Source organism: Methylicorpusculum oleiharenae, from assembly GCF_009828925.2.
Lineage (GTDB): Bacteria > Pseudomonadota > Gammaproteobacteria > Methylococcales > Methylomonadaceae > Methylicorpusculum > Methylicorpusculum oleiharenae.
In genome coordinates, this window is sequence record NZ_WUTY02000001.1 from 855,185 (window position 1) to 880,710 (window position 25,526).

The 25,526-nt window shown below is 45.9% G+C and carries 20 protein-coding genes; 9 read left to right on the forward strand and 11 right to left on the reverse strand.

The annotated features are described in order from the left end of the window. Positions 1–14 precede the first annotated feature (14 nt). The 4 genes from GO003_RS04045 to rfbD all read left to right on the forward strand — a co-directional run bounded on the left by GO003_RS04045 (position 15) and on the right by rfbD (position 2,849). Positions 15–329: a (2Fe-2S) ferredoxin domain-containing protein gene (locus GO003_RS04045; protein WP_159659190.1), complete on the forward strand. Its 315-nt coding sequence runs from the start codon at positions 15–17 to the stop codon at positions 327–329. A gap of 192 nt (positions 330–521) precedes the next feature. Next, complete coding sequence (rfbA, locus tag GO003_RS04050) at positions 522–1,412, forward strand: glucose-1-phosphate thymidylyltransferase RfbA (protein ID WP_159659189.1); 891 nt, start codon at positions 522–524, stop codon at positions 1,410–1,412. Further along, positions 1,409–1,981 carry a dTDP-4-dehydrorhamnose 3,5-epimerase gene (gene rfbC / locus GO003_RS04055; protein WP_159659188.1) on the forward strand — a complete coding sequence of 191 codons (573 nt, stop codon included), beginning with the start codon at positions 1,409–1,411 and terminating at the stop codon, positions 1,979–1,981. Before rfbA ends, rfbC begins: the two co-directional genes overlap by 4 nt. Next, positions 1,974–2,849, forward strand: a complete 876-nt coding sequence (gene rfbD, locus GO003_RS04060) for a dTDP-4-dehydrorhamnose reductase (RefSeq protein ID WP_159659187.1) — start codon at positions 1,974–1,976, stop codon at positions 2,847–2,849. The genes rfbC and rfbD overlap by 8 nt, the downstream gene beginning before the upstream one ends. 71 nt (positions 2,850–2,920) lie before the next feature. Here the strand turns inward: rfbD and folE2 are convergent, their stop codons facing one another. The 6 genes from folE2 to zigA form a co-directional block, all read right to left on the reverse strand. After that, on the reverse strand, positions 2,921–3,727 hold the full coding sequence (gene folE2 / locus GO003_RS04065) for a GTP cyclohydrolase FolE2 (protein ID WP_159659186.1): 807 nt from the start codon (positions 3,725–3,727) through the stop codon (positions 2,921–2,923). Positions 3,728–3,750: 23 nt separating this feature from the next. Further along, the gene (locus GO003_RS04070) at positions 3,751–4,722 is read right to left on the reverse strand and encodes a CobW family GTP-binding protein (RefSeq protein ID WP_159659185.1); all 972 of its coding nucleotides are present in this window, start codon (positions 4,720–4,722) and stop codon (positions 3,751–3,753) included. Beyond that, positions 4,719–6,389: a formylmethanofuran dehydrogenase subunit A gene (locus GO003_RS04075; RefSeq protein WP_159659184.1), complete on the reverse strand. Its 1,671-nt coding sequence runs from the start codon at positions 6,387–6,389 to the stop codon at positions 4,719–4,721. The genes GO003_RS04070 and GO003_RS04075 overlap by 4 nt, the downstream gene beginning before the upstream one ends. A gap of 30 nt (positions 6,390–6,419) precedes the next feature. Next, positions 6,420–7,406 (reverse strand): CobW family GTP-binding protein, encoded by a 987-nt coding sequence (locus GO003_RS04080; protein ID WP_159659183.1) that lies wholly within the window; start codon positions 7,404–7,406, stop codon positions 6,420–6,422. Between the two features lie 104 nt (positions 7,407–7,510). After that, positions 7,511–8,179, reverse strand: a complete 669-nt coding sequence (locus tag GO003_RS04085) for a DUF1826 domain-containing protein (RefSeq protein WP_159659182.1) — start codon at positions 8,177–8,179, stop codon at positions 7,511–7,513. A 28-nt stretch (positions 8,180–8,207) separates the two neighbouring features. Next, positions 8,208–9,434, reverse strand: coding sequence for a zinc metallochaperone GTPase ZigA (gene zigA, locus GO003_RS04090; RefSeq protein WP_159659181.1), 1,227 nt, complete (start codon positions 9,432–9,434; stop codon positions 8,208–8,210). Between the two features lie 128 nt (positions 9,435–9,562). Here zigA and hemW point away from each other — a divergent pair, with 128 nt between their 5' ends. The 4 genes from hemW to GO003_RS04110 all read left to right on the forward strand — a co-directional run bounded on the left by hemW (position 9,563) and on the right by GO003_RS04110 (position 14,604). Next, positions 9,563–10,693, forward strand: a complete 1,131-nt coding sequence (hemW, locus tag GO003_RS04095) for a radical SAM family heme chaperone HemW (protein ID WP_159659180.1) — start codon at positions 9,563–9,565, stop codon at positions 10,691–10,693. Positions 10,694–10,760: 67 nt separating this feature from the next. Continuing rightward, a complete protein-coding gene (gene pyrE / locus GO003_RS04100; RefSeq protein WP_159659179.1) occupies positions 10,761–11,420 on the forward strand; it encodes an orotate phosphoribosyltransferase in 660 nt (219 codons plus the stop codon). A 107-nt stretch (positions 11,421–11,527) separates the two neighbouring features. Then, positions 11,528–13,474: a dynamin family protein gene (locus GO003_RS04105; protein WP_159659178.1), complete on the forward strand. Its 1,947-nt coding sequence runs from the start codon at positions 11,528–11,530 to the stop codon at positions 13,472–13,474. Positions 13,475–13,812: 338 nt separating this feature from the next. Further along, positions 13,813–14,604, forward strand: coding sequence for a DUF3014 domain-containing protein (locus GO003_RS04110; protein ID WP_159659177.1), 792 nt, complete (start codon positions 13,813–13,815; stop codon positions 14,602–14,604). 50 nt (positions 14,605–14,654) lie between these two features. Here GO003_RS04110 and GO003_RS04115 read toward each other — a convergent pair whose 3' ends face one another. From GO003_RS04115 to GO003_RS04125, 3 genes are read right to left on the reverse strand one after another with little or no spacing between them, the layout of a single operon-like run. Next, positions 14,655–19,670, reverse strand: coding sequence for an EAL domain-containing protein (locus tag GO003_RS04115; protein ID WP_159659176.1), 5,016 nt, complete (start codon positions 19,668–19,670; stop codon positions 14,655–14,657). 12 nt (positions 19,671–19,682) lie between these two features. Continuing rightward, positions 19,683–20,285, reverse strand: coding sequence for a YfiR family protein (locus GO003_RS04120; RefSeq protein WP_159659175.1), 603 nt, complete (start codon positions 20,283–20,285; stop codon positions 19,683–19,685). Between the two features lie 41 nt (positions 20,286–20,326). Next, complete coding sequence (locus tag GO003_RS04125; protein ID WP_159659174.1) at positions 20,327–22,339, reverse strand: TonB-dependent receptor plug domain-containing protein; 2,013 nt, start codon at positions 22,337–22,339, stop codon at positions 20,327–20,329. Between the two features lie 335 nt (positions 22,340–22,674). On the opposite strand from GO003_RS04125, the gene ppnN reads away from it, so the two are divergent. Then, complete coding sequence (gene ppnN, locus GO003_RS04130) at positions 22,675–24,045, forward strand: nucleotide 5'-monophosphate nucleosidase PpnN (RefSeq protein WP_159659173.1); 1,371 nt, start codon at positions 22,675–22,677, stop codon at positions 24,043–24,045. Positions 24,046–24,063: 18 nt separating this feature from the next. Here the strand turns inward: ppnN and GO003_RS04135 are convergent, their stop codons facing one another. After that, positions 24,064–24,444: a hypothetical protein gene (locus GO003_RS04135; RefSeq protein WP_159659172.1), complete on the reverse strand. Its 381-nt coding sequence runs from the start codon at positions 24,442–24,444 to the stop codon at positions 24,064–24,066. 539 nt (positions 24,445–24,983) lie between these two features. Then, positions 24,984–25,460, reverse strand: coding sequence for a septal ring lytic transglycosylase RlpA family protein (locus tag GO003_RS04140; protein ID WP_159659171.1), 477 nt, complete (start codon positions 25,458–25,460; stop codon positions 24,984–24,986). Between the last annotated feature and the right edge of the window lie 66 nt (positions 25,461–25,526).

The window sequence follows — 25,526 nt, forward strand, 5'->3', positions numbered from 1 at the left end:
CCATGAGGTAAACAATGAGCTTTTATAAACATCATCTGTTTTTTTGTACCAATCAACGGGAAAACGGAGCCGCATGCTGTGCCGACTTTAACGCGCAAGCGCTACGCGACTATGCCAAAGAGCAAGTCAAGGCATTAAAACTGAGCGGGCCCAAAAAATGCCGGGTCAATAATGCCGGTTGTTTGGACCGTTGCGCTCAAGGTCCTGTGCTTGTGGTTTACCCGGAAGGCGTTTGGTACAAATACAGCAGCAAGACCGATATCGACGAAATTATTGCCGAACATTTGCAAAACGGCCGCATTGTTGAAAGGCTTTTAATTGATCGATAAGTGTTGCGAAAAGAGACTTACCGTTTGAGTCCGTTTCAAATCGGCTGTTTATCTAGTTAACGATCCCGGTAAAGAACCAAGAAACGGCTACACTTTTCTCCTATTACAACCCATCACGCTTAACGCTTGAATCAAACGTTAAGTTGTTGATCGGATTCAAATACGAACTCATAATTTAAAGAGATTAGCACCATGAAAGGTATTATTCTGGCAGGTGGAACCGGCACAAGGCTCTATCCGATCACGAAAGGCGTTAGTAAACAGTTAATGCCTATTTACGACAAGCCGATGATCTATTATCCGCTTTCTGTGCTGATGCTGGCGGGCATCACCGAAGTGCTGATCATCTCTACGCCACATGATTTGCCGCTTTTTGAAGCCTTATTGGGAAGTGGCTCTGAAATCGGCATGACCTTCAGTTATAAAGTTCAGCCCTCACCCGACGGGCTTGCTCAGGCATTTATACTGGGCGAGGAATTTATTGGTTCCGATAGCGTGTGCATGGTTCTGGGAGACAATATTTTTTACGGTCACGGCTTGAGCAAAATGCTGGCTAGAGCGATTTCCCATGTTGAAGAACGGCAGAAAGCTACGGTATTCGGCTACTATGTAAAAGACCCCGAACGTTATGGCGTTGCCGAGTTTGATAGCGAAGGTGACGTACAAAGCATCGAAGAGAAACCCGCGCAACCGAAAAGCAACTATGCCGTAGTCGGGCTTTATTTTTATCCCAATAATGTCGTCGATGTCGTCAAAACGCTTAAACCTTCCGCCCGAGGTGAGCTGGAAATTACCGGTTTAAATCAGCTTTACCTTGACCAAGGCAATCTGAAAGTGGAACTGATGGGCCGAGGTTTTGCCTGGCTCGATACCGGCACGCATGAATCCTTGATGGAAGCTTCCAATTTCATACAAACCATAGAAAACCGACAAGGTTTGAAAGTCGCCTGTATAGAGGAAATTGCCTACGAACAAGGTTATATTTCCAAAGAACAATTGCTCGAATTGGCGCAACCGCTTAAAAAGAACCAATACGGTCAATATTTGATTCATCGAGCCAGTCAAGGGAGGATTGTGAAATGAAGTTTAGCGTAACGGAATTACCTGACGTGGTTATCATTGAGCCGCAAATTTTCGGCGATCACAGAGGCTACTTTATTGAGACCTTCCGTCAGGACAGACTGGATGACTTTCTGGGTTATAAAATTAACTTCGTGCAGGATAATGAATCCAAATCAGGGGTAGGCGTTCTGAGAGGCCTGCATTACCAGCTTCCACCTGCGGCGCAAACCAAACTGGTCAGAGTTATCAAAGGAAAAGTGCTGGATGTGGCCGTCGACATCAGAAAAGGCAGCCCTACATTTGGGCAGCATGTAGCCGTCGAGTTATCCGGTGACAATAAGCGCCAGATGCTGGTACCCCGCGGGTTTGCCCACGGTTTTGTAGTACTGGAGGAAAATACGGTCTTTGCTTACAAAGTCGATAACTACTATTCGCCGGAAAATGATAGAGGCATAGCTTTTGACGACCAAGCCTTAGGCATCAACTGGCAGATTGATAAAGACCGGCTCCAGCTCTCAGCCAAAGACACCCGGCAACCGCTGCTCAAAGATGCTGAAGTTTTTGAATACGGCGGTTCCTTGTATGCGTAAAACGTTACTGGTAACCGGCGCACAGGGTCAACTGGGCAGTGAACTTCGATTGTTAAGCCCTCAACACCCTGACTTATCGTTTACGTTTATCGGCAGAGACGATATTGATTTGAGTCAGCCTGAAGGTATTCAGGCCTATTTCAAAGACAAAACCTTTGATGTCATCATCAATTGTGCCGCCTACACGGCTGTGGATAAAGCCGAATCAGAACCGGCTCTGGCACAATCGATCAATGCAGATGCTGTCGAAGTCCTGGCAAGCATCGCCAAAGAAAAAAATAGCGCCATCATCCATATTTCAACCGATTATGTTTTTGATGGGAAAAATTACCGGCCTTACCTCGAGACCGATAAAACTCAACCTCAAAGCGTTTACGGACAAACCAAGCTGGACGGCGAACGGGCCTTGCTGAACAGTAATCCGCCCAAATCCCTCATCATTAGAACTTCCTGGGTTTATTCCAGTTTTGGCGCTAATTTTGTCAAGACCATGCTGCGCCTGGGTAAAGAAAGGGAATCGCTGGGTGTTATTTTCGATCAGGTTGGAACACCCACGTATGCCCGCGATTTGGCCCGCACGATTTTGACCCTCGTCGAAAATCCGCAACTTTACGCGCTATCTGCCACCGAAATTGTCCATTACAGCAATGAAGGTGTGTGCAGTTGGTATGATTTTGCCAAAACCATATTTGAACTTTCCGGCCTGACTTGCCAAGTCAATCCTATCGAAACCAAAGACTATCCCACCCCCGCCACGCGGCCCAATTACAGCTTGCTCAATAAAACCAAGATAAAGCAGCAATTTGGCATTTCAATCCCTTATTGGAAAGAGAGTCTGGCTGAATGTTTGAGCCTTCTAAAACCGTAATGACGTTCATGAAGATGCTTTTTGATCAGCCAGGAAAATAAGTAAGTAAGTTGCCGAGTGGTCACAATTATTTAAGCCTGCCTTTTATCGCGCTCAATCAGCGCATAGGCTGAGTGATTGTGGATAGACTCGAAATTTTCCGATTCGACGATATAAGCGCTGATGCGAGGTTCTGCATCCAGGCGGCTTGCCACGTCCCGCACCATGTCTTCGACAAATTTGGGATTATCGTAGGCATACTCGGTGACATATTTTTCATCAGGCCTTTTTAACAATCCATAGATCTGACAAGAAGCTTCTTGTTCAACTAGCTCTATCAATTCCTCCAGCCAGATAAAATCTTCAATCAGCACGGTCAGGGTGACATGTGAACGCTGATTGTGAGCGCCCCGGTCCGAAATGGTTTTGGAACAAGGACAAAGACTGGTTACAGGCACGATCACTTTGATCCTTGTCTGAATTTGAGTGCCGGTAATTTCACCGATCAGACTGACCTGATAATCGAGCAAACTGCGCACTCCACTGACCGGTGCGGCTTTGTCGATAAAAAACGGGAAGCGCATTTCGATATAGCCTGATTCGGCATCCAGCCGTTCCGTCATTTCCGTCAACATCTGCCGGAACGAGGCTACGCTGATTTCCCGGTCGTGCTGATTGAGTATCTCAACAAAACGCGACATATGAGTGCCTTTAAAATCATGCGGTAAATTGACATACATGTCGAATTCAGCAATCGTGTGCTGCTCGCCCTCTGCACGGTCTTTAACCCGAACCGGATGGCGAATAGCCTTGATACCGACTTTATCAATGGCAATGCGTCTTGCATCGGGAATGCCCTGTACATCTTTTAACAGGGATTTAGGCAGAATCTTGTTCATCTTTATCATCTCGGGTTTAAGTCTTAGGCGTTTTGTTCTCGCAGCCGAGTCATGATGTCTTCGGCCAGACCTTTAATTTCGCCGGTCGTAATGAGTACCAAACGCCCCCGGTTACCGGTTTCAGCGCGGTTTGGCAGCGGAACAGGTGGAAAAAGTCTTCCGGTGATGCCATGCACGACCAAAGGCTGATGGTGTTCCTGAGTAAACACAACGCCTTTAAGCCTGACAATGTGTTCGCGATGCTCGTTTAGCAAATTTTCCAGCACGGTTTGCAAGCGTGACCAGGCGATCGGTTGATCAAAATGCAGGGAGATACTGCTAAAGCCGTGATTGAGGCCATCGATTGCAGAAATTGAGCCGACCGCCCGAAATTTGCTGCCAAAATTGAGCAGTGCTTTCGGGTCAAATTCACCTTTTACAACGTCCAGGCGAGGCGTTGCAGGCGCCAATTGATTGAGTCTGTCGTGTAAGCGCCGGATCTGTACTGAATCAGCAAGATCAGTTTGCGTGATGACCAGTTTATCCGCCCAGGCTATCTGAGCCTGGGCCTCGGGAAACCGGTTCAGATAATCATCGGCAGCAGTGGCCGAAACAGTCGCGATCATGCCTTGATATTGGTATTTGGTTGATAACCAGCGTTCATTCAACAAGGTATCGAGAATAGGTTCAGGGCTGGCAACACCGCTGGTTTCGATAAAAATCCGGCTGAACGGTTTATCGGATTTGTCATCCCAGGCCATACGCAGGTTTTTGAGCAATGGCGCCAGCGAACCGCGAACCTGACAGCATAAGCAACCGCCCGATAAAGTGGTCAACGGGATATTGCGTTCCTTGATGAGTTGTTGATCGATAGGTGTCGCACCAAACTCGTTGATAATGACAGCAGAATGCGGCTGAAATTGCAGCAAGCGGTTCAATAGCGTCGTTTTGCCGCTACCCAAGAAGCCGCTGAGTACCACTACGGGTATTCGTTCGACGGTTTTTGACTTGATCATGAATGGCTTGCCAGATAAGGAGTTCCGCACGAATGCCTGAGAAATCGCTCGTTATCGGATTGATTAAAACTGACATCGGCTACGGCAAAACTATCCAACTTAAGATTGTAAAACTGATCGTAATAGAGTTGCACCCGCCGTTCGATTTGCTTATCGAACTCTGGCTGCACAATTTGAGCCGTGCCGTTGCGCCGCCCAACAACCTCGCCATCTTTGACCACCAAATGCCCGTTTTTAAACACGAGAGCGGCATGACCGAACATTGCGGCTTTGTCCTCTTGTTCAGAGTAAACTGCAATATCGGCAACGGCACCCGGCATTAAATGCCCCCGATCCGCCAAGCCTAACAATCGAGCCGCCGCGGTCCGCGTCATGATCGCAATATCATACAAGGTAAACTCTTTATGCAGATCTTTAAGCAGCGACATTGCGACCGCTTCCTGATTCAACTGTGCCATACACTCCAGACGATAGTCTTTATCCATTAATAAACGGATCAGAAAAGGGTACATGGTAAAAGGTCCGCCATTAGGATGATCGGTTGTAAAAAAAAGCCGCCAGGGGTCTTCGGCCAGCAGGAATATCTCCAGACCGATTAACCACTGCAAACTGTTGACGAAACTGGATTCTTTATAGCGATAAGGGACAACGCCGCCGCTACCCTCGCATTCTGCATCCCAGGCCACCCATTTGTTGGGCGAGGCGTCATGTCTGCGGCTGTATTGGGCGATCACGTCTCCCGAAATCGTCACTGTTTGCGCAAATAGAACCTGCCCCACGTCCATCGTGATATTCGGATGTTTTTTGAATCCATCAATCAGCTTGGCCGCAGCGGTCGAAAACCCACGCTCGCCTTCGTTACCATAACCGTAAAACTGGATATGCGCCAAATGCATAGGCAAGCCTTGAGCGGCCTCCATGGTTGCCAGCGCCGTATCGACATTGCCGGGAATGCCCAAATTATTGCAATGCACATGAACCGGATGCGGAAGCTGGATTTCGCAAGCGGCGCGTTGCAAGGTTTGCAGAATATGCCGCGAACTGACACCGTATTCTGGAACCTGATCATCCAGATCAAAGCTGCGAGCATTTGACTTAAACGCATTTGCGCCGCCAGCGTTAATCACTTTTAAACCCAGACAGCGGGTGGCATGCAACGTCCAGGCTACGTAATCGTTAATCTGATTTTGCGAAACTCCGGTCCGTAATAAGCGCAATAAATAATCATCATTACCTAATATCGCAAGCCCCGCTGTATCGATGATAGGAATATCCGCCATTTGCAGATGCGCATCCAGAGCATTAATCGGCAGCACAGCAGGTTCTACAACTGTTGTATAACCCATGAGAGCATAGCGATAACCTGTTTCAGTGGCCGACCATCGGGCCGTACTGAAAGGATGGTTGAGCTTGCGGGCCAGAAAATTGCGGTGTTGTTCGGGCAATAACAAACGCGCGGTATTGACGTTGCCTCCGGCAATATGACTGTGGATATCAATGGCACCGGCCATAACAACTTTCCCGGTTATGTCATATTCCACATCGGCAAGGCTGAGAGTTTCTGGAGGATTGACAATGACACCGTCGCGAATATAAATATCGCTGACAACACCCTCTTGCTTTTGGGCAGGATCGTATATTTTTCCGCCTTTTAACCGAATCAACATCTTTTGGATTCCCTTAACTTAGAATAATCATCAAACTCTGCATTCATCCAAGGCACTAAAAAACGCTTCACAGGGCAAATTACGGCCGATGAACACCATAACGCTTTTGCGATTTTCGTCTATTGCCCAGGGCTTGCCGAAATCGTAATTCATCAACATATGGACACCTTGATAAATTACGCTGGATTCCTGGCCTTTGATATTCATGATGCCTTTGTAGCGAAGCATGTCCTGCCCATAAATACGAATCATCGCATCAAGGAACGCAAGAATGCGGGCAGGATCAAATGCTTGATCGCTTTGATAGACGAAGGATGTGACCTCATCGTCATGTTCATGACTGACGTCTTCAAGAAAATCAGGCTCAATTTCTAAAATCGTTTGTAAATTAAAGCCGCGAATGTCGAGGATGTCACTCAGATTGCACTCACCGAAATTAGCCTGTTGAATCGGCGCTCGGGGATTCATCGCTCGCAATCGCTTTTCCAACTTATTCAAGTGCTCTGGCTCTGACAAATCACTCTTTGTCAGCAGCAAACGGTCGGCAAACGCAACTTGCTCCTGGGCTTCATGATGTTCATCCAGTTGTTGCTGCGCGTGTATGGCATCGACAACAGTGATAATCGCATCCAGCGAATAAAATTCAGCAATCGCTTCTTCTACAAAAAATGTCTGGGCGACGGGCGCAGGATCCGCTAAACCGGTTGTTTCGATAATGACCCGGTCGAAATGAATTTGCCCGGTTTTATGCTTTTCGCTCAGCTCGCCCAGAATGCGCACCAAATCGCCGCGTACGGTGCAACAAATGCAACCATTATTCATTTCGACAATTTGTTCATCCCCTTGAATCAAGAGATCATTATCGATACCTTCCTCGCCAAATTCGTTTTCAATAACCGCGATCCGTTGACCATGCGCTTCGGATAAGATGCGATTCAACAAGGTGGTTTTACCGGCTCCCAGAAATCCGGTCAGAATGGTCACGGGCACTGGATTGAGTTGTTTTGACTGGGCCATGCGGTATCTCCGGTGTATTGCTTAACGATAGGAAAAGAGGAATGATTGTTGCGTTTTAACTGGCCCTCAATAACGACTGAGCAGGCATTTTTCAGTTAGAACCTTTAGGCAAAATCCAGGGTGAGCAATAACCGCCTTGGCAGATCGGCACTGAGTTTTGGCGAACGATGCACGGCACCGTGCAGTTCGTTACCTGTCCAATTGCTGCCTTTCAGAAGACCGACCGAAAAGGCCGGCATGGTATGAATAAAGCTTGAATCGCGAACAGTTCCTGACGGGTCATCCTTGGAATCATGCCTGACAAGAACCGGTTTTATGCGCTTAACTTCTTTATCTTCAAGCCATTCTGTGCCAATGCCACCGTAAGTCGAAACCAGGCGGCACGGGACCGCATCGACATGAAACTTGGGGCACATCGGGCGATCCAGGGTACGCAGTCGTAACCCTACCCGTTTAAGGTCAAACAAATCGCAAAACAAGGTGGTCAGGTGAGCAATGTCATGACAAAAAGCGGCATAGCCTTCGATGTGTCTCGCCGCTGGTATAAGCCTGGAAAAATCAAACGTATTGACCGGTAAATTCTCGATAACGCCGATATCGACAGCGCTTTGCAGCAACTCGCCAATAAAGGCTTCGATACCGGAATCTATTGCTCGATTGATCTGGCAAATATTGACACTGTCTTGATAAATGAGCGTCAGATCGGCTAAATCATCCGAAATTATCGCTTCGGAATAGGCCGGTTTAAAAATAGTTTGGGGATTTGCGGACATTATTTCTTCCTCGTTCGCTCAAAATGCTTTATTCCATCTCAGCCGAAGCCGGTTCAAGCCACTGTGGAAAATCATCCTGGAAATGCCGCCAGGCTTCAGGCCCCAGATCTAATTCTTCATCGGACAAAAGACACCTATCCAGCTCTTGACGGGTTTGATCGGCATTGACATTTTGACCAATAAAAACCAGTTCCTGGCGACAATCACCAAACTGCGTCTGCCAGTTGGCTTTGATATCGGCAATATGTTCTTCCGGCCATTCGGACTCAGGCACTGAAGCCCACCAGCGTCCGGCACAGCCATGCTGCATCATGCCGCCGGCTTGTGACCAGGTGCCTACCCATTCGGGCCGGGATGCCAGCCAGAAAAACCCTTTGGAGCGCAGCAAGGTGCCGTTATCCCAATCGCCCTCATGCAAATAGTCATAAAACCGGCCCGGATGAAAAGGGCGGCGAGCACTATAAACAAAACTGGCAATGCCGTACTCTTCGGTTTCGGGCTGATGCTCGCCACGCATTTCTTGTAACCAGCCCGGCGCTTGCGCGGCTTTGTCAAAGTCGAATTTTTCTGTGTTTAACAGTTTAGCGAGCGGCGCCTGTCCCATGACCATGGGAATGATCTCTGCATCCCGGTTTAGCTGCCGCAGTATTGCTGTCATATTGGCTATCTCATCGGTACTGACCAAATCGATTTTGGAAATCAAAATAACGTTGCTGAATTCGATTTGATCGACCAGAAGATCGGCAATATTGCGCTCGTCATCTTCGCCTAATTCTGCATTGATTTCTTTTAGCGATTGCGCTTCCATGTAATCACGCATGAAATTGACGGCATCAACGACCGTCACCATTGTGTCCAATTGAGCAATATCCGATAAACTAACGCCATGTTCGTCTCTGAAAGTAAACGTTTCAGCGATCGGCATTGGCTCAGCGATCCCGGTAGACTCGATGAGTAAATAATCAAAACGGCCTTCTTTAGCCAATTTTCCGACTTCTACCAGTAAGTCTTCGCGCAATGTGCAGCAGATACAACCGTTGCTCATCTCAATCAGTTTTTCTTCGGAGCGGCTCAGCGATAATTCGTTTTTAACAAGAGCCGCATCGATATTGACTTCACTCATATCATTAACTATTACGGCAATCTTCAAGTTTTCCCGGTTGTTCAGGATGCTGTTCAGCAGCGTGGTTTTTCCCGCGCCTAAAAAGCCGGACAGAACTGTGACGGGGAGTTTGCGTGGAAAATCTTTAAGCATCTTAAAACCTCAATGAATTTTACAAATGTTATAACATAACGATTATGAAGCACACAACTCTTCCGTTCTTAATACCGCCCGCGTGAGTGTTACACTAGCCCTTTATTCAACAACGACAGTTAACCGATTTGATCCCGCTTAGCCTTTATATCCATATTCCCTGGTGCATCAGAAAATGTCCTTACTGCGATTTTAATTCCCATGCAGTCAAGGGCGAACTTCCGGAACAGCACTATGTCGCCTTGTTATTAAGCGATCTGGAACATGATCTTCAGCATTTTGCGATAACCCGGCCGATCAACAGTATTTTTATTGGCGGTGGCACACCGAGTCTGTTTTCGCCGGAAGCGCTCAATAGTTTGCTGGAAGGCATTAAACAGAAAGTTGGCTTTTCGGATAATCTGGAAATTACGCTGGAAGCCAATCCCGGCACATTTGAGCTGGATAAGTTTGCAGAGTTTAGAGCACTGGGGATCAACCGCTTGTCAATCGGTGTTCAGAGTTTTAATGACACTTTGTTGCAAAAACTCGGCCGGGTACATTCGTCGAAAGAGGCGATTCGTGCGGCTGAAACCGCGCATCGGGTAGGATTTGACAATTTTAACCTGGACTTGATGTTTGGACTGCCCGCTACGGACAATCACAGCAGCCGGACAGACGTTGAAATGGCGATCAAACTGAACCCAACACATATTTCGTTTTACCAGCTTACGCTGGAACCCAATACATTGTTTCACAAGTTTCCACCGCAATTGCCTGATGATGAACATATCTATAAGGAACAGCAGGCCTGTCAACGGCTATTGGCGGACCACCAATACGGCCAATATGAAATTTCGGCTTACAGTAAGCCTGATTTCGAGTGCCGCCATAATCTTAATTATTGGCAATTTGGCGATTATCTGGGTATCGGCGCGGGTGCGCATGGAAAACTAAGCACTCATCTACCAAAGGGCATATTCCGCACCACCAAGCCCAAAAGTCCTGAAATTTATCAAGCCCAAACGCATCGTCAACCAGGCATCGCGATTGAAACCGATGCATTGGCATTGGAATTTTTGATGAACCAGCTCCGGCTTAAAAAAGGATTTACGCTGAGCCAATATGAACGCATGACAGGATTAAGCGCCGAATCGTTGCAACCTGCATTAGGCGAGTGCATCAATCTGGGTTTGATCCGTCAGGAAGAGTGGGTTTTCAAATGCAGCGAAAAAGGCTGGAATTTTCTGGACTCGGTGCTCGAAAGGTTCATTCGTTAGCGCCCGCGGGTTATACTAATCGCTGCACTGACAATCTTTAAGCCCTTATTCGGAAGCCACTGAAACTATGCTAGCTTTTCAAAAAGACTTTATTCACTACACATTGGACTGCGGCGTACTGAAGTTTGGTGAATTCCAGCTCAAGTCCGGCCGTACCAGCCCCTTTTTTTTCAATACCGGTTTATTTAAAACCGGCGCGCAATTGGGCAAATTGGGCGAATTTTATGCGTATGCGCTCATTGAATCCAAATTGCCTGTCGACGTCCTGTTCGGCCCCGCTTACAAGGGCATCCCGCTGGTTTGCGCCACGGCAATCGCTTATGCGCGGCTGACTGGACAAGATATTCCGTTTGCGTTTAACCGGAAAGAAGCGAAAGACCATGGAGAAGGCGGCACTCTCGTAGGTGCGGAATTGGCAGGTAATATTCTGATACTGGATGATGTGATCACCGCAGGAACCTCTGTCAGAGAGTCTGTCGCTATCATCAGATCGGCGAATGCCAAACCAGCCGGTGTGCTGATAGCGCTGGATCGCCAGGAAAAAGGCGAAAACCAATTATCGGCAACTCAAGAAGTCAGTACCGCTTACGAAATGCCTGTATTTTCTATTATCAGTCTTGAGCACATTATCGAATATCTGACTGAAAAGCCTGAAGCCAACCCCTATTTACTCAACATTAATGCCTACAGGGAAAAGTACGGTGTCACAAATTCTCATGCCGAGTGATTTACAGCAGCGCCGGACTAACAGTAATCAAGATATAGTCTACAATTACCCCGAAACAGGTATTACCGACTTGACCCCTGCAGACCAGTGACAGCAAAAGGCTTGCCATGAGGAACTTGGAATTTAAAGAACAACTGCACGAATATTCGCAGTGGCGCACCCAATTGATACAAGCCATAGAAATGTATCAAGAATGGCGACAACGTTATGCCATGAACGATATTCACAGCACTGAAATGCTGCTCAATATACTACATGGTCTTGAATCTGATCGGATTACCCTGGCGTTTGTTGCAGAGTTTTCGCGTGGAAAAACAGAACTCATTAATGCTCTGTTTTTTGCTGAAACAGGCGTCCGTTTACTGCCCTCATCGCCCGGCCGCACCACCATGTCGCCTACCGAACTTTTTTATGATGAAAAAGGCGGGCATTATATTCGCTTACTCAATATTGAGAGCCGTCTTGAAGACATTTCTCTCAGCGAGTACAAAAAAAAGCCGGAGCGCTGGAACCAGATTGATCTGGATTTTGATTCCCCCACTCAAATGCAGGAAGCATTCAAGGAGTTAGTCGCCACCAAACGAGTGCCTCGCGAAGTCGCTGATAAACTGGGTCTTTGGAATGAAAAAGAGGCTGCTGAGCAAGGTATCGTCAACCCGGAAACCGTAGAAATTCCTTGCTGGCGCCATGCGTTGATAAGTTTTCCTCATCCATTACTCAAGGAAGGCTTGTGCATACTCGATACCCCGGGGCTAAATGCGCTCGGCACCGAGCCCGAGCTCACGTTGAATATGCTACCCAGTGCACAAGCGATTATTTTTGTCTTGGCTGCCGATACCGGTGTAACCAAGAGCGATCTGGAAATGTGGCGTAACCACGTCAGTAATACGCGAGGCGAACGAAAACAGGGCCTGGCCGTCGTCATGAACAAAATTGACGCCATGTGGGATGATCTGGCCGGTGATTCAGGTTATGAAGCATCGATAAAATCTCAAATCAAAACCTGCGCATCCATTTTGAATATTGATGAATCCCTGGTTTTTCCTGCATCCGCCAAACAAGCCTTATTGGCTAAAGTAAAATCGGATGATGCCTTATTGAAAAAAAGCCGTTTGTTCGCACTGGAAAATTACCTTGCGAACGACATTCTCAAACAAAGACGCAATATTATTCTTAGTACTATCAAGCGGGATATCGGCTTCCTGGTCACCGAATCCTCCAATTTGACCGATACGAAGCTGAGTAATGCCTCCAAACAACTGGAAGAGTTCAAGAAGATAGATTTTGAAAATCATGAAATGACTGACAAGCTGATGGCGGAAACCCGAGATCGTCAGCAACATTACATGTTGAATATTGAGAATTTTCAAGCCAGCAGAAAAGTGTTTAGTGTTCAGGCCAAAATTTTGGTCGATTCCCTGTCTAGCGAACGCATTGATGAAATAATCAAGAATATGCGTATTGAGATGTCTAAAAGCCTGACAACTTATGGAATGAAACAGAGCATGCGTAAATTATTCGACGAATTGCGCGAAGTTTTGCAGGACTGCGTCGATACCACGAATGAAACCCGGCGACTGGTCAAAGCCATTCATAAAAAATTCCAGGATGAATACGGTTTTAAGGAAATAGAACCTCAGCTGTTTTCGATCAAGCAGTACCAATTCGAACTGGAACAAATTTTTGAAGAAGGTGAGGCGTTCAGAAATAGCGCTCGCACCACCATGACCGAGCAAAGCATCGTAATCAATAAGCTCTATTCAACTCTGATTAATAGAGCAAGAGCAATTTTGAAAACGGCCAACAAAGACGCTACAACATGGTGCAATAGCGTTCTGACACCACTGATGCATCAGATCAAAGATCATAAAAAGCAAATTGAAAGCCGGTTGCAAATGCTGAGAAAAATCAACGACTCAAAAGGCAGCGTAGCGGAAAACATTGCACAGCTGGAACAAGAACTGGAACCGTTGAAACGACAAAGGAATGAGCTGAGTACAATTATCAAAGCAATGCAAATGGAACTGCCTCCCGCTATGATCGAAAATAATTGATAGCCCTGTTGAAAAGGTGATTAATTTCACCTTTTCAAAACCAAACGGCAACTGCACACATTCCTCTGTTGATACCACAACTAAGCTCGAAGGTATTCCTCACTTTAAGCCCTTTCAGAATAAATTGAATAAACTTCTACCCGCACCTCATGACAATACAAGGTAAAATCGCCTATGAGATTAATGAGCCGTAATAGTCTATTCTTTGCCGAACGAGGCATCACTATGACTTGGCTTTACCCAGCCACATTCATTCAGGGGAGAGATTTGTGGGAAGATATGATTTATATGAACGAAAAAAGCCAATAGGTTTAATCATAACCCTATTGATCATTTTAATGGCTGCACTCGCAGCAGGTGCCTGGTTTTATATCACTCCTCAAGTGGTTGAGACCGGTAGTTCGGGATTGACGACTCAGGAGTTGGCCTTGCCTGTTACAACGAACCAGGAACAAAGCACGCCAGCCGATACACTTAATCTATCGTCAGAAACATTGCCGAAAATCAGTACGGAAGAACCTTCAACAGGCAGTGACCAGGCGTTGCCTGCATTGGAAAATAGCGATGATTTTTTTCGCGAACAGGCAACCCGATTATCACCGGGTTTTAGCCAGTGGCTAAAAGAGGACGAACTCATTAGAAAGTTTGTGATCATCGTCAACGATTTTTCTCAAGGGCTTCGAGTTTACAAGCATATGAAACCGTTTACTTTAACGGAATCTTTCATTGCAGAAAAAGATAAACAAGGGCTATACCTCTCGGCTAAAAGTTATCAACGCTACAATCATCTGGCTTCAGCGATTGACGACATTAATGTTAAAGATGGATTGCAAACCTATCGAACTTTGAATGCGCTTTTTCAACAGATTTTCAAAGAATTCAGCTATCCGGAAAGTTACAGAGTGGATGATCTTTTTCAAAAAGCCGCTGCCGAAATATTGACCGCTCCGGTCATAGACACCCGTATTGCTCTGGTCAAGGCCACGCTAGGCTACAAGTTTGCAGACCAAAAACTTGAGACGCTTAATCCTGTCCATAAACAAATGATCAGGATGGGGCCTCAGAATACCCGAATCATTCAAAATAAACTGCGCCTGTTGACCGAAGGCATCGCCAACATGTCGCCCTAGCTTTATAAACTGAACCAAGCAGGGAGATAAAATGATTACCCCTGCTTGGTTTAACTGCTTGGATGAAACTTAAGCCTGAAATCCTGATCAGCCAACGCCGGAATTTTATCTTCCGATACCGGCGGACTAAAATAATAGCCCTGAACCTGGTGACAACCCAAACCCCTCATGACGAGTGCCTGTTCGATGGTTTCCACGCCTTCGGCAACGAGCGTGTAGTTGAGCGCATTAGCAAGACCGATAATGGCGCCCAGCATAAGCGGAGTCTGATGGCTGGAAAGAACATCCTGAACAAAAACCTTATCCACTTTGAGAGTGTCAATCGGTAGCTCTTTAAGCGAGGCCAGTGATGAAAAACCGCTACCAAAATCATCTATCGCGATCCTTACGCCAATTTCCCTCAGTTGCCTGAATACAGTCAGATAACTTTCCTGTTGCATCGCATTTTCAGTCACTTCAAGTTCCAGAAACCGTCCTGAAATACCGGTTTTATGCAAAATTTCGCGAACCGTGGCTAATAACTCAGGATCACGAAAATGAAAAGGAGAAATATTGACCGATACGGATAGCGAACTCCAGCCTGCTGCATGCCATACGGCCAACTGTGAACAGGCGGTTGTCAGCACCCATTTTCCCAACTCGATAATAAGACCCAGATTTTCAGCCAGCGCGATAAACTCAAAAGGAGTCACTAAACGTCCATCCGGATGCTGCCATCGGATCAAGGCTTCAACGCTGACCATTTTGCCGGTTTGCAGTGTAATTTGCGGCTGGTAATACAGGATAAATTGCTTCATTTCAAACGCGTCTCGCAGTTGCTGTTCTTTTTTCATACGCTGTTTGACTTGCAAGGTCATTTCCGGCGTATAAAAAGCATAGCGTTGTTTACCGGCTTGTTTGGCCGAATACATCGCAGCATCAGCGGCCTTCATAATTTCTATTTCATCACGTCCGTCTCGCGGATAGATGGCAACACCGATACTAACGCGCGGTCTAAGCAAGTTGCCATCCAAATTCAATGGGAGATTAATCTGGTTTAAACAGCGTGTCGCAACTTCCGCCACACTCTCTTCATCGATGATGTTATCAACGATGATACAAAATTCGTCACCGCCCAGACGTGCAGCAAAATCAATGTCTCGGATAACCAACTTGATGCGTTGCGCAATGGCTTTCAAATACTGGTCGCCGACATTGTGGCCAAGTCCGTCGTTAATGTCTTTGAATCCGTCCAGATCAAGATACAGAAAGGCAAATTGCTCGTTTCGCCGGGCGGCGCTCTTGATAATGCCATCCATGCGTTCGTGATAATAAGTACGGCTGGCCAGTCCGGTCAGACTATCGAAATAGGCCAGGCGGTGTATTTGTTTTTCGGATTCTTTTTTATGGGTTATGTCCTGAACTGTTCCGGTGATAATGGGATTGCTTAAATCGGTAATCGCCTCAATTTCCTGATGCACAAAAACAATATCGTAAGGCGTAATTTGCAGGCGATATTCGGTATGCTGAATGGAGGGGTTAAGTATTGAATTACGAATGATATTGCTGACGAAACTCCGGTCCTCAGGATGAATAAGTTCGAGAAAACCTTCCAAGGTGTTATCGAACTGATTTGGATTTATCTCGCAAAGTTTTGCCAAATGAGATGATAACTTAAAGTAATTGTTCTTGCTGTCCCAGGTCCAGTAACCCAAGCGCGCGATACGCTGTGCGGCATCCAGCTGGAGCTTGCTGCTTCTAAGTTCAGAAGTGATTTGCCCGGTCCGTAATATAAATTGCAGGCGATGAGTCAAAATGGTGTAGTTTAACGGCTTGACAACAAAATCCGTAGCGCCGGCGGCAAAGGCCTTATTAATCGATTCGGTGTCACCTAGACCGGTCGTCATAATAATAGGGACATCCGCCAAATCTGGAAAAGCTTTAAGTTGTTTGCACGTTTCAAAACCATCCAGCTCATCCATCATCGCATCCAACAGAATAAGGTCAGGGATAGTTTCTTGAGCCTTGACTAGGGCTTCTTTACCGTTCGTTGCCATTTCGATTTGAAATCCGGACGAGCGCAGCACTTCACTGATCACCAGCCGGAAACTGGCGTCATCGTCAACCAGCAAGATGCGTTGCGATGACTTTTCGACCTGGACAGGTTGAGTTAAACGCATTTCAAACGGGTTTATCGTCTCATGTAAAGCGGCTATGACGGTGGGCAGTTCGCCAGTCAGCGCTTCAACTCTAAGGGGCAAAACATCCAATAAATTTTTCTTGGCTTTTGTTTCTATTTCGTCCGCCAGTTTAGCAATTGAATCAGCGCCTATGTTAGCCGATGCCGATTTAAATGCGTGAGCCAATGACGCTAACAACGGTGCATTTCTATCGTACAGGGCCTCCCGGATTTTTTCGATTTCTGATGCTGCACTGTTCAAATAAAGTTCGACAGTCTTGTTCAGTAAAGAAGAGCCGTCTTCAGTCCTGATTTCCCGTAATTGGTTCAGCGTATCGAGGTTTAAAATGTCCAAACGTGATTGATCACTATTCAATCGGTTAAGAAGAGAGCCAATTTGAGGTTTATCACTGGGCTTCAACCATTTTTCCAACTCCGCCATTATTTGCTTTTTATTAAATGGCTTGCAGATATATCCATTCATGCCTGCGGCAAGGCATTGTTCCGGGATGCCTTTCTGTACATCTGCAGTCAGAGCAATAATAGGCAATGCCTCATTATTTATGCCTAACTGCTGACGTATCGTGCGAGTCGCTTCAAAGCCGTCCATAGTGGGCATGTGGCAATCCATTAATACCAAATCGTAGTGTTTACTTTTAACCGCCTCGACGGCCTCTAGTCCGTTATTAGCAATTTCCACGTCGCAACCGACCGCTTTGAGCAATCCTAATCCGACTTCCTGATTGATGATGTTATCCTCAGCCAATAAAACGAGACCCTGAAATGACTTCACCGGACTGAGGAGAGCATTCTCCATACCGCCGTTATTTAACTGGGTGTTGCCGGACAGCTCAAGTAAGCATTGCAAAAGTTGCTTTTGAAAGATCGGCTTGTTCAGGGTTCGATAAATGCCGTATTCGGAGTATTTTTCGAAATCCATTCCCAAGGCATCAGAACTTAGCATGATCTGCTGTAAGGGTTTGATCATGGGGTCGTTTTTAATGCTTTTGGCAAGGGTCAGCCCATCCATATAAGGCATATGCCAGTCCAGTAAAGCAATCTGGTAAGGCTGCCCAAGCGCTGTTGCCTGACGAAGGTCTTGCAGGGCTTTTTGTCCGTTATCGACCGTTTGAACCTGTACCTCCCAGTAACTCAACAGGTCGAACAAAATATCGCGATTCGTTACATTATCATCGACGACCAGTATTTTCAGATTTTTGAGAACCGAAAGCTCAGGAACCCGCGCCTCTGCAAGGTTGCCTTTTTGCAATGTCAAACAAAAGTAGAAACAGGCACCTGTGCCGGGCGTGCTGATTAATTGCAGATCACCGCCCATCAATTGAACCAGTTTGCGGGAGATAGTCAGCCCTAGGCCCGTCCCGCCATGACGCCTTGTGATAGAGCCGTCAATTTGAGTAAAACTATCGAATATGGCTTTTTGTTGCTCAAGAGGAATACCCGGACCGGTATCGGCAATCTCAAATTTGAGTTGTATGCTTTCAGATGTTTCAATAGGCTCCAACGGCCGGACTTTAAGCTCTACCTGACCCTGTTCGGTAAATTTGATCGCATTGCCCATTAAATTAATGAGAACCTGCCGTAGTCGCTCAGCATCGCCTATAACTTGAATATGTAAGTCGTAGGGCAAATTAAGCAGAAGTTCCAGATTTTTTCTATAGGCCTGGTCAGTCAGAATTTCCGTGGTTTCTTCCAGCAAACGGCTTAAACAGAATTCTGTTTCGTTGAGCTTGAATTTACCGGCTTCGATTTTGGAAAAATCAAGAATATTGTTGATGATGCTCAATAAAGACTCTGCCGAACGAAAAGCAGTTTCCGCCAGCCGCTTTTGGCGAGGATCAAGCTCCGTGTTCAGCAACAGTTCGGTCATGCCCAGTACGCCATTCATAGGTGTTCTGATTTCATGACTCATTGTGGCCAGAAATTCGCTTTTAGCTTTGCTGGCTGCTTCCGCGCCCTCTTTTCCTTTTAAAGCTTCTTCGGTGGTAAGTTGTAGCTGAATATTTTTATCAAATAATTCGGCCGTGCGATCGGCTACCTGCCTTTCAAGATGAAGCCGATATTCGTCCAATTGTTTATCGCGGCGCTCAATTTCGGCCAGCATTTTGTTGAATACACTGGAAAGCTGGCCAAACTCATCCGTTCCGGATTGAACCACACGGGCGGTGTAATCTTTTTTAGAAGAGACCGTATCCATGACCTTCATTAAATTCATCAAGGGCATGGAAAATATTTTCTGAAGCCGCGCAGACAAAAGCAATATCAGCAATAGACTGCCGAAACTAGCCAATCCCACGATGAAATAAAAAGTACTCAGATCCTTGTTTAACTTTGACAGATCATTAATGAGGTGAACAGAGCCGATGATTTGCCCATTCAGCGTGATGGGATAGAGCAAGTGCAAAAAGCCCTGGTCATCATATTCAAAATCATCGATAGCCTCTGCGGAACTTGTCCCTCGCCAATAGTCCGATTTCAATTGGGCCAGCCAGCCGGATCCGTTGTGTTCTGATACCGTAGTAAGGGGTCTAGAGAGTTGAGCGATTACTTTGGCTTCAGGCCATGACTTGTGAAAATCCGGATGCTGCTGGAATGACGCGAAGTGCTGCCCTTTAAGTGTATAAATATAAACCGCAACAATATCCTTACGCGAAGAAAATCCGGCTAATGACTCTTCCGCCGTTTTAGGGTCGTTAAAAGCCAATGCTGCCGAACTGTTCCAGGAGAGAACGCTGGCCAAAGAGATCAATTCACCTTCAACAGCCCGCTTGATGCTTTGATATTGAAAGGTCACCATTGCGACCGTGACTAGCAGCATGGCAAAAATGGCTGTAAAAGCCATTATCAAAATGAGCTTAGTGCGAATTGAAACGTTGCCTATTCTAAGCATTTTCCATGTCCTTTAGGGATTATCAGTGATGACATTAGCCACTTTGAGCAAACGGGCGCTCATTATGAACCCCGCTTGCCTAGCTAAATCAAGGTTGATATTTAAGGTTAATTTATCGTTATTTTTTTGCAGGTTCACGATGCCATTGAAGGAAGTTAATCCCTCGGTGTCATCGACAGTAAGAATAGGCTTGCCTAATGCCGCGGCGTGAAGTTGAGCGAGTTGAAGCCTATCCTGGCCGCTGATAAAAACAATGTGACAGTCATCAATGTTCCGGTTACGGTTGATATTGAAAATGACGACCGAATGCGCCCCAATTTTCTTGTCTGAAAGCTGTTCAAAGGCTTGTTGCACTATATTGTCACCTATCACGCAGAGCCGTAAATCTTCATCTTCGCTTTTAAATGTATGCTCAGGCCATTCTGTGAATATCGCAAGATTAAGTGTCACTGCGGTTTTAACCGCAAACTCTTCCAGTGTTTCAGCATTAACGCTCGCGCAAGATAATACGCCTGTCCATAACAGGGCGACAAATGCAAAAGACCGCGAATTTGAGGGGGTTTGGTTATTTACCCCACCGGACTTTCGAATAAACTTTGAAATGACAATCATCATTTAAGAGGCGCTATAAACCCATTCAAGACGAATGCTTTTGGCTAAAATTGCCAAGCCAGCTTGCCATAGAAACCTCTCTGGTTTTCTGTGGGTTGGATAAAATTTTCACTGGTATATTCCAGTTGGCTGTCATTCAGTAAATTTTGACCGACCAACGATATTTCGACATCTTTGTGGATACGCCAACCCAGGCGCATATCCATCGTGATATAGCTTTCAACAGGTGTAGCGCCGACCACGGTGAAGGCGCTGGCATCATCGGTATAACGCAGCCAAATATCCCAGCTGATATCCTTCCATGGGTTAATTGAAGAGCGCAATGAGACCTTGTGCTGTGGGGAAACAGCCTCTTGATAATACTCAGTGTTGTGTAGATGGGTTTCAATAAAGCTGTAGCTCAAATCCCATCGCCAGTTGTCCCGCATTTGCCAGACTACCGCGGTTTCAACCCCGTAGGTTTCTCCCGAATTGCCATTGTCAACGATGAAGGGTTGAGTAATATATGGATTTATCATCGGCAGGATTGGCTGCCCGGGATTAAATGATCGCAAACTTTTATAATCGTTAAAAAATGCCGATACATCCAAAGAAAATAATTTGGCAAAAGTAAAGCGGTAACCCACTTCATAAGCGAGCAGTTCTTCGGAATCAAAGCTTTTAGATCCATTAACGGTCGCTTCAACCGGATAAGGAGGGTAAGGTGATTGCCCGGCAGGAATGATGCTTCCTCGCAAAGTCATATCCGAATCAATACGGGAGGGGATTCTTACTGCTCTGGAAACGGCCGCCCAGGCCTTGTGGGAGGGATGCGGCGTCCACATAAGCCGTGCGGTGGGCTGATATTCAAAACCGGTATAATCGTTATGTTCAAATTTTGAGCCCAGCGTAAGCCACAAAGTCTCGTCAACCAAACTAATTTCGTCCTGTAAAAAAGCACTAAAATACTGATCGCCGCGGTTCTGTGGATCAAAAGAAATTGCCGGTGTCATATCGAACCGCGTTTCCGTTTCAGTATAACGGTAACCTCCCCCCCAAATAATGTCATTCCAGTCGTTCAGGGCAAAGCGATGCTGAAAATCAATATCGTAGGTGTTGCGTAATTCGTGAATATAGATATCTTCCCGGTCATACCGGTCGTAGTAAAGTTGCATGGTATAACTTGAGGTGGATGAAAAGGTATGCTGCAAGCGTCCTACCACGTTAGCACCATAAACTTGGGCATTATCGTTAACAAAAGCGGCGCCATTCGGCGTATCAAAAGCGGGGTAGTAAAGCTTTTGGTTAAAATTGCTATGGTATGCGTCGCCTTGAACGGTAAACGCATCCATATTGGTTACTAATGAATCGACTCTGAAACCGCCTTGTACTTTGTCCCAATCATCGCTTGACCTGGATTGGTCTTGATTGATCAATTCATCTCTTTCGAAACCTTTCATATAGACCCGTCCGGTGGTATCTTTGCCTAACTGGGTCCCGTAACGTGCAGAACCGAATCCAAGCTCTTCGGTTCCGCCACCGCCCGTAACTAAACCGCCTTGAGTGTCGGCTGAGTGTTTGGTAATAATGTTGATCACGCCGTTGACTGCATTAGCGCCCCATAGCGCGGCGCCGGGACCTCTGATGACCTCAATGCGATCGACATCTTCCATCATGACATCTTGCATTTCCCAATAAACACCCGAGAATGCCGGGGTATAAATATTACGCCCATCAATCAACACCAGCAGTTTATTGGCGAAGCGGCCGTTAAAACCACGGGATGAAACAGCCCACTTATTGGAATCAATACGCGCAACATCTATACCGGGAGCTATGCGTAATGCATCAGGGATAGTGGTAACACCGGACCGATTGATGTCTTCATTACTGATGACAAAAATAGCGGCCGGAGCGTCAGAAAGAGACTCAGCTTTTTTTGAAACGGAGGTTACCTTGATATCTAACAGTTCTTCCAGATCAAGTGCGTAAACATCACTTGCGTCCTCCGCGTGAATGGCCTGTGAGACAAGCACCCAACCTATCAAACCACATATAAGGATAACAGTGTTGTTCATGGCATTTCGGGTAAGGGGAAACAAAAAGGTGTTGAACGGTTAAGTTTAGACTAAATCCATTAATCCTTTTTTGACGTCCCTAAAATGAGAAGGGACGAAGTGGTTTATCCATTTATCCCGTTAGAAAGTAACAATTCGGCGCCCTGCATTAATTAAATGGAATACGATTATCCGGCGAACAGGACAGGCATTGGGGTTAAAAAATGTGTGAATGCCGCATATGAAACACTTCAGTTGTTATATACTTCGCGCGGTCAAAACCATAAAGATCAATGGAAGCTAAATTGAGTCTTGCCTATTACTATTTTTTTTAAATTCGGATTAATTACAACTCTATGAAAAGTAATGTCGTCGATGCACGCATTTCCCCTGAAAGTCATTTGTCGGTATTGTCCAAAGCTGAAGTTCATAAATTACTTGATACCAGCCAGGGCGGCTTGTATAAGCTGCTCAGAAGTTGTTCTTTAGCCGTTCTCAATTGCGGTAGTGCTATGGATGACGGGAAAGAATTACTGGAGCAGTATCAATCATTTGAAATTGCCGTGATTCAGGAGCAAAGAGGTATCAAGCTGGAATTGAAAAATGCTCCAGCCAATGCCTTTGTCGATGGACATATGATCAAAGGGATTAAAGAGCATCTGTTTAGTGTGTTACGTGACATCATTTATGTCAGTGACGAAATCAATGAGAATCCAAAATTTGATTTACAAACAACAGATGGCGCAACGAGTGCCGTTTTTCATATTTTGCGTAATGCCGGGGTATTGCGAGCTCAAACCGACCCGAAATTGGTCGTTTGTTGGGGGGGGCATTCCATCTCTCGCGAGGAATACAACTATACCAAGCAGGTCGGTTATGAACTGGGATTAAGGGGTATGGATATTTGCACCGGTTGCGGTCCCGGTGCAATGAAAGGCCCGATGAAAGGTGCGACCATAGGCCACGCCAAACAGCGGATCTCTATGGGCCGTTATGTCGGCATTACTGAACCCGGCATCATTGCTGCCGAGGCACCTAATCCCATCGTTAATGAATTAGTGATTCTGCCTGATATTGAAAAACGTCTAGAAGCGTTTGTCAGAGTCGGGCACGGGATAGTCGTCTTTCCCGGTGGTGCCGGCACTGCCGAAGAGATTCTTTATTTGCTGGGCATCTTGTTACATCCGGACAATGTCGAAATACCTTTCCCATTGATTTTTACCGGCCCTAAAGCCTCTGAAAGTTATTTTAAGCAGATCCACCAATTTATAGGCGACACCTTGGGCCTTGAAGCCCAGCAACGTTATAAAATCGTAATTAATGATCCTGCCCGGGTTGCCCGTGAAATGAGAGAGGGGCTCAAATCAGTCAGAGAATATCGAAAACACAGGGATGATGCTTATTATTTTAATTGGTCAATCACAATCAGTCCTGAGTTTCAGCAGCCCTTCGAACCGCATCATGAGAACATGAGCAATTTAAAGCTGCACGGCAATCAACCACGTCATCATTTGGCAGCCAATCTGCGGCGGGTTTTTTCCGGTATTGTTGCGGGCAATGTCAAAGCCGATGGCATAAGAGCCATCGAACAATTTGGCCACTTTGAAATAAAAGGAGATGCCGAAATCATGGATCCTGTGGATCAATTATTGAAGGCGTTTATATCCCAGCAGCGCATGAAGCTGCCGGGAAAAACCTATGTACCTTGTTATCAGATCGTTAAATAATTCAAGGCGCTTGAAAATTTACTCATTGACTTTAATCAGCCAGCCGCCGGTTCCTTTGCATTGATTGGGGCCGTTCGCTGCAATATTGATCCTTGCGAAGCTACCGGCTAAAGAGTTGGGAAGTTTACCGGTTACATTATATTTACCGCCTTTGGACGTCACTTTGATGTCAACCGGTTGATTTTTGATGGTCACTTTAATACTTTCCGGATTACTGACAGTGGCCGCTGTAAAAGAGAATTCCGAACCAACTGCAACTTCAGCCTTTTCGGGCGGAACAAACTCCGAAAAATAAGGCTTTTCGCAGGCTTTTTTACTGCTGCTGCTACTGCCATAGGCCCATAACTGGGTAGGCAGCGTGAGTATAATGAGTGCATTTAAGATTAAACTTGCTTTCATAGATCTCCACCTTTTTATGATGTTTATTATTATGATTGTAAAAAATAAGCTATACCCATCGTAGATCCAAATTCGGCACCGGGGTGCCCGTCAAAGGACGCCGTAAAACCATCCCTGTAGGCTCTATGCCAGCATCCATGCTGGCAAAGCCTTTGCCGAACAACCCGTTGCCTCCTTAGGCACTGCCGAAATTTGAAGTGCGAAAGGTATAACTTTCTGAATTTACAGACGCTAAGATCTGACTATCAGCGCTGGATTTTGTAAAGTTGTTAATCCGTTCTGATCCAAAGCAAGAACAGCTCAACCCGTTTTTAAGATCGCTGCTGAAGCAGATCCATCGAAAGTCCCTTACCGGTAACTTATCAGGTTTTTAAAAAATGCTTAATTTTATGATCTGTGGATTGATTGGGTAATGCGGAATGAATAGCGGAGATTGAACTGACTTAATTAACAAGTCGTCTGGCGGCTTATAACGTTCTTATCGAAAAATGGAGGGGCTTCCGAATGTAATGTAACATTCGGAAGATCCTCAAACTAAACTAAGACTCGTCCCTGCCTAATTCAAGTATTGCTTGAGCGTGTGTCAGCGGTTCTATTTTTACCGTATCCACACCTTTTTTTACGATGCCCAACTCCTTGGCAGCAGCATATGATAAATCCATTTCTCTGTGCCCTACATAAGGCCCTCGGTCATTGATTTGAACAACTACACTTTGGTCGTTTTTAGGATTTGTAACTTTTACATAAGACATCAGCGGTAAAGTTTTATGAGCCGCTGTCATAGCATTCATATTAAACTTTTGACCACTGGCCGTTTTTTTTCCGTGAAACTTAGCGCCGTACCAAGATACTTTGCTTAATGGTTTATTACGAAGTCTCTGAATCAGATTTCTTTTAGCAATTTTTTTGGTTGAGTGTTCATCAAAATAAAGACCCTCTCCGTAAGCCGTTTTAATGGGGCTTCCGACATAGGTTCCGATTACAAACGCACACGTTGCCAACATGATTTTACTCATAAATTAACACCTTTTCTCATTATCTACGCTTCGATTCTAACCGGGCAAGTCTTAAGCTTTTCTTAA

Coding starts and splice junctions, on each gene's coding strand:
- GO003_RS04045 (WP_159659190.1), top strand. CDS start 15: ATGAGCTTTTATAAACATCATCTGTTTTTTTGTACCAATCAACGGGAA.
- rfbA (WP_159659189.1), top strand. CDS start 522: ATGAAAGGTATTATTCTGGCAGGTGGAACCGGCACAAGGCTCTATCCG.
- rfbC (WP_159659188.1), top strand. CDS start 1,409: ATGAAGTTTAGCGTAACGGAATTACCTGACGTGGTTATCATTGAGCCG.
- rfbD (WP_159659187.1), top strand. CDS start 1,974: ATGCGTAAAACGTTACTGGTAACCGGCGCACAGGGTCAACTGGGCAGT.
- folE2 (WP_159659186.1), bottom strand. CDS start 3,727: ATGAACAAGATTCTGCCTAAATCCCTGTTAAAAGATGTACAGGGCATT.
- GO003_RS04070 (WP_159659185.1), bottom strand. CDS start 4,722: ATGATCAAGTCAAAAACCGTCGAACGAATACCCGTAGTGGTACTCAGC.
- GO003_RS04075 (WP_159659184.1), bottom strand. CDS start 6,389: ATGTTGATTCGGTTAAAAGGCGGAAAAATATACGATCCTGCCCAAAAG.
- GO003_RS04080 (WP_159659183.1), bottom strand. CDS start 7,406: ATGGCCCAGTCAAAACAACTCAATCCAGTGCCCGTGACCATTCTGACC.
- GO003_RS04085 (WP_159659182.1), bottom strand. CDS start 8,179: ATGTCCGCAAATCCCCAAACTATTTTTAAACCGGCCTATTCCGAAGCG.
- zigA (WP_159659181.1), bottom strand. CDS start 9,434: ATGCTTAAAGATTTTCCACGCAAACTCCCCGTCACAGTTCTGTCCGGC.
- pyrE (WP_159659179.1), top strand. CDS start 10,761: ATGCTAGCTTTTCAAAAAGACTTTATTCACTACACATTGGACTGCGGC.
- GO003_RS04105 (WP_159659178.1), top strand. CDS start 11,528: ATGAGGAACTTGGAATTTAAAGAACAACTGCACGAATATTCGCAGTGG.
- GO003_RS04110 (WP_159659177.1), top strand. CDS start 13,813: ATGGCTGCACTCGCAGCAGGTGCCTGGTTTTATATCACTCCTCAAGTG.
- GO003_RS04115 (WP_159659176.1), bottom strand. CDS start 19,670: ATGCTTAGAATAGGCAACGTTTCAATTCGCACTAAGCTCATTTTGATA.
- GO003_RS04120 (WP_159659175.1), bottom strand. CDS start 20,285: ATGATGATTGTCATTTCAAAGTTTATTCGAAAGTCCGGTGGGGTAAAT.
- GO003_RS04125 (WP_159659174.1), bottom strand. CDS start 22,339: ATGAACAACACTGTTATCCTTATATGTGGTTTGATAGGTTGGGTGCTT.
- ppnN (WP_159659173.1), top strand. CDS start 22,675: ATGAAAAGTAATGTCGTCGATGCACGCATTTCCCCTGAAAGTCATTTG.
- GO003_RS04135 (WP_159659172.1), bottom strand. CDS start 24,444: ATGAAAGCAAGTTTAATCTTAAATGCACTCATTATACTCACGCTGCCT.
- GO003_RS04140 (WP_159659171.1), bottom strand. CDS start 25,460: ATGAGTAAAATCATGTTGGCAACGTGTGCGTTTGTAATCGGAACCTAT.